The sequence below is a fragment of the Streptomyces sp. NPDC094032 genome (genome assembly GCF_040303965.1).
In the GTDB taxonomy this organism is placed as follows: Bacteria; Actinomycetota; Actinomycetes; order Streptomycetales; family Streptomycetaceae; genus Streptomyces.
The window spans coordinates 212,685-224,561 of record NZ_JBEOUE010000013.1; the positions used below are offsets into that span (position 1 = coordinate 212,685).

Genomic DNA, 11,877 nt, shown 5'->3' on the forward strand with positions numbered 1-11,877 from the left:
CGCAATTCTTAGCGGCCGCAAAATCCCGTGGCAAAGGTGTGACGTACGATCCGGGATAGTGGATCAGGGGGTGTCCGGGGGCGCCCCCGAACACCCCCGAGGCCAGTCCAGGCAGCGTCGATCCACCCCCTACGGATCCACTAGGGGGAGTCGTAAGTGATGTGCGTCCTATGCGCGGGCTCACATCGGGGACGTAACAGGCTCACCAGGCGTTGCGTCAGCAATGCGCACAGTGAGGGTTGTCCTCCGGGAGGATGAGGTGGACGTCCCCGAACTCGTGCCAGAGGTAGCGCTCGCGCACCGCCTCGGCGTACGCGCTGCGCAGCGCGGGCCGCCCCGCCACCGCCTCCAGCATCAGCAGATGCGAGGCCGCAGGCTCGTGCAGCACCGTCAGCAGCCCGTCCACCACCCGCACCCCCCGCTCGGGCGTCACGACGAGCCCGGTCCACCCGGCCGCGGCCCGCACGACGCCCCCGACCGCCGCCGACTCCAGCGCCCTGACGGCGGTGGTCCCCACCGCGATCACCCGGCCCCCGGCGGCCCGCGCCTCGTTCACCAGCCGTGCCGTCTCCGGCGGCACCTCGAAGCGCTCCGGATACGGCGGCTCGTGCGCCTCCGACGACGCCACGCCCGTGTGCAGGACGAGCGGGGCGATCCGCACGCCCCGGCCCTCCAGCTCCGCGACCAGCCGCGCCGTGAACGGACGCCCCGCGCTCGGCATCTCCGCCGAGCCCCCGCCGTCGGGCGAGGGCCGGGCGAACACCGTCCGGTACGCCGCCACCGGCTGGTCCCGCTCCGTGTACCCGTAACGGATCGGCCGCCCGTACCGCGCGAGCAGCCCCGCCACCTCGACATTCGGCCGCGCCCACCACAGCCGCGCCGACCCCCGCGCCAGCGGCTCCTCCAGGACCAGCCGCGCCCCGCCCGGCAGCCGCACGACCACCCCCGGCGGACCGCCCGCCCGCGGCCGGGTCGCACCCGCCCGGTCCGGGGTACGCAGCTCCACCGCCCACCGCCGGTCGTCACCCCGCGTGGAGAAGTGGACGACCACCACCTCCCCACCCGGCTCGGCCCCGACCCGCCCGTCCACCGCGGCCGCCAGCGTCACGGAGGTGTTCACCACCAGCACGTCCCCACCCCGCAGCAACAAGGGCAACTCCCGAAACCCCCGATGCGCCACCTCCGTCCCCCGGGACACGAGCAGCCGCACATCGTCCCGCCCGAGCCCCGGCCCCCGCTGCTCGGCGGGCAGACGCGCGGCCAGCTCTCCGGGGACCTCAGGGAAGTCACGGACGGGCAGGGCCGCTCCACAGCCCCGCACCCGCGCCTCCGGGACCTCCCACAAGCCGCAGGCCGACCCGCTCCGCCCGCCCCCCAGGCCCACACTCACCCCTCCACCCCCACCAGCTCCGCAGCCGTGTACCGCCCGCTCGCCGGACGGCGCTCGACCAGGGACAGGAAGCCCGGCACCACCGACTCCGGCGCCGGATGCGGGTCCGTGTCGTCCGGGACCGCCGCCGCGTACAGGTCCGTCGCCATGTCGCCCGGGTCCACCGCCCACACCCGCAGCCCCGGCTCCTCCACCGCCAGCACCGCCGCCAGCTGGTCGAGCGCCGCCTTCGACGCCCCGTACCCGCCCCAGGTGCCGTACGGCTCCGCCGCCGCGTCCGAGCTCACCGCGATCACGGCTCCCGCCGCGCTCTCCCGCAGCAGCGGCAGCCCCTCCTGTACGAGCCCGAGCGCGGCCACCGCGTTCGTCTCGAACGCCGCCCGCAGCCCGTCCAGCGGCAGCGCGTCCAGCCGCACCAGCGGCTCCGCGCCCAGCACGCTCGCGTTGCTCACCAGCAGGTCGAGCCCGCCGAGCCGCCGCGCCGCGGTCACCAGCTCCGCGCGGTGCGCCGGGTCCGTGACGTCCCCGGGCACCGCCACCACCCGCGTGCCGTGCGCCCGGGCCGCCGCCGCGCTCTCCTCCAGGACCGGCGCCGTACGGGCGTCGAGCACCAGGTCCCAGCCCCGCGCGGCGAGCCCCGCCGCCAGCGCCCGGCCAAGACCCTTCGACGCCCCCGTGACGATCGCGGCACCCATGACCGCACCCCTCTTCTCCCACGTACGAGACTTCCGCGTACGAACCGATGGGATCCAGCCTCGTGACCCGCCCCGCCCGCCGCCTCGTCCCCCGGCCCCGACCGCCCAGGGCACTTCGACCTAGGCCCCGGGTCCCGCCCCACCGCCGTCCCCGGACGGATACGGACTGTCACACCCCGCCGGTACGGTGAACACATGAGTCACCGACCGAGCTCCGGCCTGGCCGCCGTGAGCAGCGCCCTGCTGGCGATGAACCGCCAGATGGAGGTCCGCGACGTCCTCAAGACGATCGTCGCGTCCGCGCGCGAGCTGCTCGACGCCGAGTACGCGGCGCTCGGCGTCCCCGACGACCACGGCGGCTTCGCCCAGTTCGTCGTCGACGGCGTCAGCGACGAGCAGTGGCGGGCCATCGGCCCCCTGCCCCGCCAGCACGGCATCCTCGCCGCGATGCTCCACAAGGCCGAGCCCGAGCGCCTCGCCGACGTCCGCGAGGACCCCCGCTTCGAGGGCTGGCCCGAGGCCCACCCGGACATGTCCGACTTCCTCGGCCTCCCGGTCCGCGACGGCGACGAGATCCTCGCGGCCCTCTTCCTCGCCAACAAGCGCTGCCCCAAGCCGGACGGAGGCTGCGGCTTCACCGCCGAGGACGAGGAGCTCCTCACCCTCCTCGCCCAGCACGCGGCCATCGCCCTGACCAACGCCCGGCTGTACGAGCGCAGCCGCGAGCTCACCATCGCGGAGGAGCGCTCCCGGCTGGCCCACGAGCTGCACGACGCCGTCAGCCAGAAGCTGTTCTCCCTGCGCCTCACCGCCCAGGCCGCCGCCGCGCTCGTCGACCGCGACCCGGGCCGCGCCAAGGACGAGCTCCACCAGGTCGCCCTGCTGGCCGCCGAGGCCGCCGACGAGCTGCGCGCCGCCGTCGTCGAGCTGCGGCCCGCCGCCCTGGACGAGGACGGCCTGGTGCACACCCTGCGCACCCAGATCCAGGTCCTCGACCGCGCCCACACCGCCCGCGTCACCTTCGACAGCTCCGGCGTCCGCGCGCTGCCCGCCGCCCAGGAGGAGGCCGTGCTGCGGGTCGCCCAGGAGGCCCTGCACAACGCGCTGCGCCACTCGGGCGCGGCCCTGGTCACCGTCTCCCTGACCCGCAGCGGCCAGGGAGCGCGGCTCGCCGTCACCGACGACGGCCAGGGCTTCGAGCCGCGCACCGTCCGCAGCGCGGGCCGCCACCTGGGCCTGGTCTCCATGCGCGACCGGTCCGCCGGGGTGGGCGGCACACTGACCGTGACATCGGCCCCGGGGCGGGGCACCACGATCGAGATGGAGGTCCCCGGTGGCTGAGGAGAAGAGGAAGGCGATCCGTGTCCTGCTGGTCGACGACCACCAGGTGGTCCGCCGCGGCCTGCGCACCTTCCTTGAGGTGCAGGACGACATAGAGGTGGTGGGGGAGGCGTCCGACGGCGCGGAGGGCGTGGCCGCCGCCGAGCAGCTGCGGCCCGACGTCGTCCTCATGGACGTCAAGATGCCCGGCACCGACGGCATCGAGGCGCTGCGCCGCCTGCGCGAGCTGGCCAACCCGGCGCGCGTCCTGGTCGTCACCAGCTTCACCGAACAGCGCACGGTCGTCCCCGCGCTGCGCGCCGGCGCGAGCGGATACGTCTACAAGGACATCGACCCCGACGCGCTCGCCGGCGCCATCCGCTCGGTCCACGCCGGACACGTCCTGCTCCAGCCCGAGGTCGCCGGCGCCCTGCTCAGTCAGGAGGACCACGGCCAGGGCGGCGGCACGGGGCGCGGCTCCACGCTGACCGAGCGGGAGCGGGAGGTGCTCGGCCTGATCGCCGACGGGCGCTCCAACCGGGAGATCGCCCGGGCGCTCGTCCTCTCCGAGAAGACGGTCAAGACCCACGTCTCGAACATCCTCATGAAACTGGACCTGGCGGATCGCACCCAGGCCGCCCTCTGGGCCGTACGGCACGGCCTGACGACCTAGGGCCGGTCCGGCGCGGCGGGGGCACGCCCGTTCCCCCAGTCATACCGTCGTGTGTATGTCCCCCGTTCGGCGCAACCGAGCGGGGCCGGCGGCGTTCTCCATGGCGTGCTGCGGCGGACCGGCCGCAGCGATGACCAGGAGGATCCTGAAGTGAACAACCTCAAGAAGGCCGCTGCCCTGACCATGGTCGCCGGTGGCATCGTCGCCGCCGGTGCGGGCGTCGCCTCCGCGAACGCGGACGCCCACGGCCAGGCCGTCCACTCCCCGGGCGTCGCCTCGGGCAACCTGGTGCAGGTCCCGGTCCACGTCCCGGTGAACGTCTCCGGCAACACGGTCAACGTGATCGGCCTGCTCAACCCGGCCTTCGGCAACGGCGCCATCAACCACTGACGCCCACCCCGAAACCCCGGCCCCCGGCAGATCCCCCGGGGGCCGGACCCATGCCCGGGAGCGCCGGCCCTAGAACCCCCGCTCCCGCTCCCGCTCCTCCACGTACGCGTTGTACGCCGCCACCTGCGCCCGCCGAGCCACCCGCTCCACCGGCCGCAGCGCCGCACCCCGCGCCGCCATCTCCGCCGCGCTCACCGCGCCCCCGTGACCGTGGTCGTACGCCAGGTCCACGAGCAGGCCGATGCGCTGGGCCAGTTCCAGGACGCGGACCGCGCGGGGCGGGTAGCCGGGGGCCAGGACCTCGCGGCCGGCCTCCGCGCGGGCGCGGTACGCGTCGCGGGCCGCGTCCGCCGTCGGGCCCGAGGCGGCCACGTCGAGGCGGGTCAGGACCGTCGTCGCCTCCCGCAGGGCCTCCGCGAGCTCCCGCTCCGCCTCGCCCAGGGACGGCACGTCCGCCGGCGGAGCCTCCCGTACCGCGAGGCAGCGCCAGACGACCTCCACGTGCAGATCACCCGCGGGCCCCGCCTCCGAGACCTCCGGCACCAGGCCGTACGGGGCGCCGAAGCCGACCACCGCCTCCTCCGCCTCCAGCGCCCGCGCGTTGAACTCCGGCGGGCCGCTCAGCCCCAGCGGATGCCCCGGCGCGGGCAGCGCCACCCGCCACCCGGTCACCCCGAGCCGCCGCAGCCGCCCCAGCGCCAGCGTCAGGCCGACCGGCCCCGCCTCGCCCGGCAGCCCCTCCACGCGGTGCACCGCGTCCTCCCCGACAATCGCGAGCGCGGCGTCGTCCGGCGACACCGCCCCGGCCAGCAGGGCATTGCCCCAAGCGGCCAGACGTCCTGAGCGTGGTTCCGAAAGCATGCCCCCCAGCGTAGGGACTCCCGGGCGGCCCCACGGCGGAAAGCAAGCCCTAAGGACCGGCCCACCCCGTCGGTGGCGTAGGTTTTCCTCTGGACGCCGCGCCCACAGGCGCAAGGCGACGACAAAGATTCGACCGCAAGGGGAGACAACGCGCTCATGAGCGATGTACTGGAGCTGGTGGACGTATCCGTGGTCCGCGACGGACGCGCTCTGGTGGACGACGTCTCCTGGTCGGTCAAGGAAGGCGAGCGCTGGGTCATCCTCGGCCCCAACGGCGCCGGCAAGACCACCCTGCTCAACCTCGCCTCCAGCTACCTCTACCCCACCAAGGGCACCGCCACCATCCTCGGCGAGCGCCTCGGCGCCGTCGACGTGTTCGACCTGCGCCCCCGCATCGGCATGGCCGGCATCGCGATGGCGGAGAAGCTGCCCAAGCGCCAGACCGTCCTCCAGACCGTCCTCACCGCCGCGTACGGCATGACGGCGACCTGGCACGAGGACTACGACCCGGTCGACGAGGAGCGCGCCAAGGCCTTCCTCGACCGCCTCGGCATGACCGACTACCTGGACCGCAAGTTCGGCACCCTCTCCGAGGGCGAGCGCAAGCGCACCCTCATCGCCCGCGCGATGATGACCGACCCCGAGCTCCTCCTCCTCGACGAGCCCGCCGCCGGCCTCGACCTCGGCGGCCGCGAGGACCTGGTCCGCCGCCTCGGCCGGCTCGCCCGCGACCCGTACGCCCCCTCGATGATCATGGTGACCCACCACGTCGAGGAGATCGCCCCCGGCTTCACCCACGTCCTGATGATCCGCCAGGGCAAGGTCCTCGCCGCGGGCCCCATGGAGACCGAGCTGACCTCCCGCAACCTCTCCCGCTGCTTCGGCCTCCCGCTCGTCGTCGAGCACGTCGGCGACCGCTACACCGCCCAGGGCCTGCCCCTCAAGTAGGCGGAGGGAAGGGCGTAGCCACCGCACAGAGCCACGCCCCCACCGCACCCTGTCCCGGAAGCCCCACCCGCCCTACCATGACCTTGTGGACATCGACGCATGGATCTGGTGGCTGATCGGCGCGGTGGGGCTCGGCATTCCCCTGGTCCTCACCGCGATGCCCGAGTTCGGCATGCTGTCCGTCGGCGCGGTCGCCGGAGCGGTCACCGCCGCCCTCGGCTTCGGCGTCGTCCCCCAGGTGATCGCCTTCGCCGTGGTCTCCGTGGCCCTCATCGCGGTGGTCCGCCCCATAGCGGCCCGCCACCGCGACGACCGCCCCCGACTGGTCACCGGCATCGACGCCCTGAAGGGCCGTCAGGCCCTGGTCCTGGAACGGGTGGACGCCGACGGCGGCCGTATCAAGCTCAACGGCGAGGTCTGGTCCGCCCGCACGCTCGACACGGGCCAGAGCTTCGAACCGGGCGAACAGGTCGACGTCGTCGACATCGACGGGGCCACCGCCGTCGTCATGTGACCGAACCTCGCCCATGACGCCCCGCGGTCTGGGAAACTCGATCATCATCTCGTAGTCAACCGGCAACCCGCAGCGAAGGGCACAGGGAACACGATGTCAGCAGTCATCATCGTCCTGATCATTCTGGTGGTGCTTGTCTTCATCGCCCTGATCAAGACCATCCAGGTCATCCCCCAGGCGAGCGCCGCGATCGTGGAGCGCTTCGGCCGCTACACCCGCACGCTCAACGCCGGACTCAACATCGTGGTCCCGTTCATCGACCGCATCCGCAACCGCATCGACCTCCGCGAGCAGGTCGTGCCCTTCCCGCCGCAGCCGGTGATCACCCAGGACAACCTGGTCGTCAACATCGACACCGTCATCTACTACCAGGTCACCGACGCCCGCGCCGCGACCTACGAAGTCGCCAGCTACATCCAGGCCATCGAGCAGCTCACCGTCACCACGCTCCGCAACATCATCGGCGGCATGGACCTGGAGCGCACCCTCACCTCCCGCGAGGAGATCAACGCCGCCCTGCGCGGCGTCCTCGACGAGGCCACCGGCAAGTGGGGCATCCGCGTCAACCGCGTCGAGCTCAAGGCCATCGAGCCGCCCACCTCCATCCAGGACTCGATGGAGAAGCAGATGCGCGCCGACCGCGACAAGCGCGCCGCGATCCTCACCGCCGAGGGCATCCGCCAGTCCCAGATCCTCACCGCCGAGGGCGAGAAGCAGTCGGCGATCCTGCGCGCCGAGGGCGAGTCCAAGGCCGCCGCGCTCCGCGCCGAGGGCGAGGCCCAGGCCGTCCGCACGGTCTTCGAGGCCATCCACGCCGGCGACCCCGACCAGAAGCTGCTCTCCTACCAGTACCTCCAGATGCTCCCGAAGATCGCCGAGGGCGACGCCAACAAGCTCTGGATCGTGCCCAGCGAGATCGGCGACGCCCTCAAGGGCCTCTCCGGCGCCTTCGGCAACGTCGCCCCCGGCGTCCCCGGCTTCGACACCAAGGCCGCCCCGCCCAAGGACGGTTCGCAGCGCCGCGAAGAACCCCCGGTTGACTGACACGTACACGTAATCCTCGTGCATGATCTGTGCGAGCCCCTCGACCCGGGACCGATGGCACCAGGGCGGGGAGGCGACTCACTGACCATGTAAGGAGATGGCGTTGTCCATCTGGGAAGCACTGGCAGTCTTCGGCGCCGGCACAGCCGCCGGCGCCATCAACACCGTCGTCGGATCGGGAACCCTCATCACGTTCCCCGTCCTCCTCGCCACCGGCCTGCCGCCGATCACCGCGAACGTCTCCAACACCCTCGGCCTCGTCTCCGGCTCCGTCAGCGGCGCCATCGGCTACCGCGGCGAACTCAAGGGACAGAAGAACCGCGTCCTCCGACTCGGCGGCACCGCCCTCGTCGGCGGACTCGTCGGCGCGATCCTCCTCCTCTCCCTGCCCTCCGACGCCTTCGACGCGATCGTCCCCGTCCTCATCGGCATCGCGCTGCTCCTTGTCCTCCTCCAGCCCCGCATCGCCGCCGCCGTCCAGCGCCGCCGCGAGGCCAACGGCACCGAGGCCCACCCCGACGGCGGCCCCGTCCTCCTCGTCGGCCTCTTCCTCGCCAGCGTCTACGGCGGCTACTTCGGCGCCGCCCAGGGCGTCCTCTACCTCTCGCTCATGGGCCTGCTGATCCACGACACCCTGCAGCGTGTCAACGCCGTCAAGAACATCCTCGGCGCCGTCGTCAACGGCGTCGCCGCCGTCTTCTTCCTCTTCGTCGCCGACTTCGACTGGACGGCCGTCCTGCTCATCGCCGTCGGCTCCACCATCGGCGGCCAGATCGGCGCCAAGGTCGGCAGACGCCTCTCGCCCACCGTCCTGCGCGGAGTGATCATCGCCGTCGGCATCGTCGCCATCCTCCAGCTCACCTTGAGATGACGAAAGGGCCCGCCCCCGACCGGGGCGGGCCCACACACACGTCGACAGCCGCCTACGCGGCCTACGCGGCCTGATCAGTCAGCCAGTCCGGCAGCTCCGACCGCTCACCGGCCCGCATCGCCAGCAGCATCGCGTCCGCCGGAGTCGGTACGAACGGCTGGCGCAGCAACGGCATCCCCGCCTGCTCCGGCGTACGGTCCGCCTTGCGGTGGTTGTCCTCCGCGCACGAGGCCACCGTGTTCAGCCAGTGGTCGCCACCCCCCTGCGCCCGGGGCACGACATGGTCCACCGTCGTCGCCCGCCGCCCGCAGTACGCGCACCGGTGCTGATCCCGCACCAGCACACCCCGCCTCGACCACGGAGCCTGTCTTCGGAAGGGCACCCGGACATAGCGGCACAGCCTGATCACCCGGGGCACCGGCATGTCCACGGCCGCCGCGCGCACGCGCAGACCGGGGTGTTCCTGCTCCACGACGGCCTTGTCCTGCAGGACAAGCACCACCGCACGGTTGAGTGTGACCGTAGAAAGCGGCTCGAAGCTCGCGTTCAGTACCAGCGTGTCCCGCATTGTGCCCACCTCCCGTGTGCCGGCCAAGACCCCCATGTGGGCTCCGGGCTTGGATCAACTCTGGCCGGGCACGCCGGGTAGGACAACGCAATATCCGCGAAAACAAAGATGCCCGCTTCTGATCTCTCCAAGACCAGAAGCGGGCAAACAACCAACGAACGCTCAGCTGTGCGCGGGACCCGTGTACTCGCCCACCAACTGCGCGCGCCCCAGCGTGTGGAAGCGCAGATGGAAGCCGACCGCGGCCGGCGAGGCGTCCGCGTCGGGCCCCAGCTTCTCCGTGTCCACCGCGTACACGGTGAACACATAACGGTGGTTCTCCCCGGCCGGCGGCGCCGCCCCGCCGAAGTCCCTCGACCCGTAGTCGTTACGGACCTGCACGGCACCCGCCGGCAGCCCCACGAACGACCCCGAACCGGCACCCGCCGGCAGCTCCGTCACCGACACCGGCAGATCGAACAGCACCCAGTGCCAGAACCCGCTGCCCGTCGGCGCGTCCGGATCGAAGCACGTCACCGCGAAGCTCTTCGTCCCCGCCGGAAAGCCGTCCCAGCTCAGCTGCGGCGAGGTGTTCCCCGCCGCGTACACCTGAGCGTCCTTCAGCACCCCGCCCGGCACGATGTCGTCGCTCACCACGGTGAACGCCGGCACCGGCGGGTGGAAGTCATGGGGGAGCGGTGCCCTCTTGCCCTCGGCCACGTCTGGAACCTCCGTATCGCTGGCCACTCCGAACACGTCCTGCGCGCCGAGCCTAGAGCCAGTTGCGGCGACCGCCGACCTCGGCGAGCCACTGGTTCAGGTAGGCCGCCCAGTCGGTGGTGTGGAAGTCGTGCAGCCCCACCGTGAACGACCGGAACGAGTCGCTGCCCTCGGTGAACAGACCCGGCTTCTTGTCCATCTCCAGGACGACGTCCATCTCCCGGTCGTCCGCGACGAAGCTGACCTCGACCTGGTTCAGCCCCCGGTACTGCTGCGGCGCGAAGAACTCGATCTCCTGGTAGAACGGCAGCCGCTGCCGCGTCCCGCGGATGTGCCCCCGCTCCATGTCCGCGCTCTTGAACCGGAAGCCCAGCTGGAGGAACGCGTCCAGGATCGCCTGCTGCGCCGGCAGCGGGTGCACGTTGATCGGGTCCAGATCCCCGGAGTCCACCGCGCGGGCGATCTCCAGCTCCGTCGTCACCCCGATGTTCATGCCACGCAGCTGCTGCCCCGCGATGGCGGTGACCGGCGTCTCCCACGGGATCTCCAGACCGAACGGCACCACGTGCACCGCGCCCGCCTGCACTTCGAAGGCCCCGCCGAGCCGCACCTTCACGAACTCGATGTCCTGCTTGTGCTCCTGGTCGCCGCCCTCGACCTCGACCCGCGCCTGCAGACCGACGGACAGCCCCTCGATCTGCTGGGCCACGGAACCGCCCTGGATCCGCACCTCGCCCTGGACCACACCACCGGGGACGACGTTCTCCTCGGTGAGCACGGTCTCCACCGACGCCCCGCCCGCACCCAGGCTCGCGAGCAGCTTCTTGAACCCCATCAACGACTCCTTATGTGTCCTGCGCTGTCTGACCCCTACATACGCGTGACGACCGTAGCCGGTTCCCCACTACCCTCGGACGCCATGAGCGAGAGCCCCGACCGTACGCCGCTCCCGCGGGCCTTCTATGACCGCCCGGTACTGGAGGTCGCCCCCGATCTCCTGGGCCGCACCTTGGTACGGAACTCCCCGGACGGGCGTATCGAGCTCCGCCTCACCGAGGTGGAGGCGTACGCCGGCGCGATCGACCCCGGCTCCCACGCCTTCCGCGGCCGCACCGCCCGCAACGCCGTCATGTTCGGCCCGCCCGGACACGCGTACGTCTACTTCACCTACGGCATGTGGCACTGCCTGAACCTGGTGTGCGGCCCGGAGGGACACGCCGGCGGAGTCCTGCTCCGAGCGGGCGAAATTCTCAGCGGTACGGAACAGGCCAGGAAGCGACGTCTCTCGGCCCGGTACGACCGCGAGCTGGCCAAGGGCCCGGCCCGCCTCGCCACCGCCCTCGACGTCGCCCTCTCCCTGAACGGCACCGACACCTGCGCGGGCCCGGACGCCCCGCTCTCCCTGCTCACCGGCACCCCGGCCCCGCCCGACCAGGTACGCACCGGTCCCCGCACCGGGGTGGGCGGCGACGGCGCCCCGCACCCCTGGCGCTTCTGGATCGACGGCGACCCGACGGTGAGCCCGTACCGGGCCCACACGCCGCGGAAGCGTCGCCTTGACTCGGGCGCAACAGGTGCGTAATGTGGCCCGAGCCGCTTGAGACGGGCAGTGCTTACTCAAGCCTCCCCAGAGCGGTCACCCACTCCTTACGACGAATCCCAACGGGACCTATTTCGGCATGCCGGAATTCGTTTCGAAAGGCTCGATTATGAGTCTCCAGGGAAATCGGCTAACGTAGTGGACACGCCGGAAGGCCCCGAAAGAAACAAATTCGGGACCGGAAAGCACCGAGGAAATCGGATCGGAAAGATCTGATAGAGTCGGAAACGCAAGAACGAAGGAAGCGCCCGGAGGAAAGCCCGAGAGGGTAAGTACAAAGGAAGCGTCCGCACCTTGAGAACTC

Annotated in this window: 14 protein-coding genes; 8 read left to right on the plus strand and 6 right to left on the minus strand. The window is 71.9% G+C overall.

The genetic code is table 11. The annotated features are described in order from the left end of the window. Positions 1 to 217 precede the first annotated feature (217 nt). Entirely contained in the window at positions 218 to 1,321 is a 1,104-nt protein-coding gene (locus ABTZ54_RS20375; RefSeq protein ID WP_351665058.1) for an S-adenosylmethionine:tRNA ribosyltransferase-isomerase, read from the minus strand. A 65-nt stretch (positions 1,322 to 1,386) separates the two neighbouring features. After that, a complete protein-coding gene (locus tag ABTZ54_RS20380) occupies positions 1,387 to 2,085 on the minus strand; it encodes an SDR family NAD(P)-dependent oxidoreductase (RefSeq protein WP_351665060.1) in 699 nt (232 codons plus the stop codon). A 195-nt stretch (positions 2,086 to 2,280) separates the two neighbouring features. Between ABTZ54_RS20380 and ABTZ54_RS20385 the strand changes: the two genes are divergently transcribed. The 3 genes from ABTZ54_RS20385 (at position 2,281) to ABTZ54_RS20395 (ending at position 4,468) form a co-directional block, all read left to right on the plus strand. Further along, positions 2,281 to 3,426 (plus strand): GAF domain-containing sensor histidine kinase, encoded by a 1,146-nt coding sequence (locus ABTZ54_RS20385; RefSeq protein WP_351665062.1) that lies wholly within the window; start codon positions 2,281 to 2,283, stop codon positions 3,424 to 3,426. After that, positions 3,419 to 4,078 carry a response regulator gene (locus ABTZ54_RS20390; protein WP_351665064.1) on the plus strand — a complete coding sequence of 220 codons (660 nt, stop codon included), beginning with the start codon at positions 3,419 to 3,421 and terminating at the stop codon, positions 4,076 to 4,078. The genes ABTZ54_RS20385 and ABTZ54_RS20390 overlap by 8 nt, the downstream gene beginning before the upstream one ends. Before the next feature lie 150 nt (positions 4,079 to 4,228). Then, the gene (locus tag ABTZ54_RS20395) at positions 4,229 to 4,468 is read left to right on the plus strand and encodes a chaplin (protein ID WP_351665065.1); all 240 of its coding nucleotides are present in this window, start codon (positions 4,229 to 4,231) and stop codon (positions 4,466 to 4,468) included. Between the two features lie 69 nt (positions 4,469 to 4,537). On the opposite strand, the gene ABTZ54_RS20400 is transcribed toward ABTZ54_RS20395, so the two are convergent. Further along, entirely contained in the window at positions 4,538 to 5,329 is a 792-nt protein-coding gene (locus tag ABTZ54_RS20400; protein WP_351665066.1) for an Rv1486c family protein, read from the minus strand. Between the two features lie 156 nt (positions 5,330 to 5,485). Here ABTZ54_RS20400 and ABTZ54_RS20405 point away from each other — a divergent pair, with 156 nt between their 5' ends. The 4 genes from ABTZ54_RS20405 (at position 5,486) to ABTZ54_RS20420 (ending at position 8,706) form a co-directional block, all read left to right on the plus strand. Further along, complete coding sequence (locus ABTZ54_RS20405; RefSeq protein ID WP_351665067.1) at positions 5,486 to 6,277, plus strand: ABC transporter ATP-binding protein; 792 nt, start codon at positions 5,486 to 5,488, stop codon at positions 6,275 to 6,277. A gap of 85 nt (positions 6,278 to 6,362) precedes the next feature. Then, positions 6,363 to 6,791 carry an NfeD family protein gene (locus tag ABTZ54_RS20410; RefSeq protein ID WP_351665068.1) on the plus strand — a complete coding sequence of 143 codons (429 nt, stop codon included), beginning with the start codon at positions 6,363 to 6,365 and terminating at the stop codon, positions 6,789 to 6,791. A gap of 93 nt (positions 6,792 to 6,884) precedes the next feature. Then, positions 6,885 to 7,835 (plus strand): SPFH domain-containing protein, encoded by a 951-nt coding sequence (locus ABTZ54_RS20415; RefSeq protein WP_351665069.1) that lies wholly within the window; start codon positions 6,885 to 6,887, stop codon positions 7,833 to 7,835. 97 nt (positions 7,836 to 7,932) lie between these two features. Further along, on the plus strand, positions 7,933 to 8,706 hold the full coding sequence (locus ABTZ54_RS20420; RefSeq protein ID WP_351665070.1) for a sulfite exporter TauE/SafE family protein: 774 nt from the start codon (positions 7,933 to 7,935) through the stop codon (positions 8,704 to 8,706). Positions 8,707 to 8,767: 61 nt separating this feature from the next. Here the strand turns inward: ABTZ54_RS20420 and ABTZ54_RS20425 are convergent, their stop codons facing one another. From ABTZ54_RS20425 to ABTZ54_RS20435, 3 genes are all read right to left on the minus strand, one after another. Beyond that, the gene (locus tag ABTZ54_RS20425) at positions 8,768 to 9,274 is read right to left on the minus strand and encodes an HNH endonuclease (protein ID WP_351665072.1); all 507 of its coding nucleotides are present in this window, start codon (positions 9,272 to 9,274) and stop codon (positions 8,768 to 8,770) included. A gap of 162 nt (positions 9,275 to 9,436) precedes the next feature. After that, positions 9,437 to 9,973, minus strand: coding sequence for a YbhB/YbcL family Raf kinase inhibitor-like protein (locus ABTZ54_RS20430; RefSeq protein WP_351665074.1), 537 nt, complete (start codon positions 9,971 to 9,973; stop codon positions 9,437 to 9,439). Positions 9,974 to 10,025: 52 nt separating this feature from the next. Next, positions 10,026 to 10,808 carry a sporulation protein gene (locus ABTZ54_RS20435; protein WP_351665076.1) on the minus strand — a complete coding sequence of 261 codons (783 nt, stop codon included), beginning with the start codon at positions 10,806 to 10,808 and terminating at the stop codon, positions 10,026 to 10,028. An 84-nt stretch (positions 10,809 to 10,892) separates the two neighbouring features. On the opposite strand from ABTZ54_RS20435, the gene ABTZ54_RS20440 reads away from it, so the two are divergent. Further along, entirely contained in the window at positions 10,893 to 11,555 is a 663-nt protein-coding gene (locus ABTZ54_RS20440; RefSeq protein ID WP_351665078.1) for a DNA-3-methyladenine glycosylase, read from the plus strand. The last annotated feature ends 322 nt before the right edge of the window (positions 11,556 to 11,877 follow it).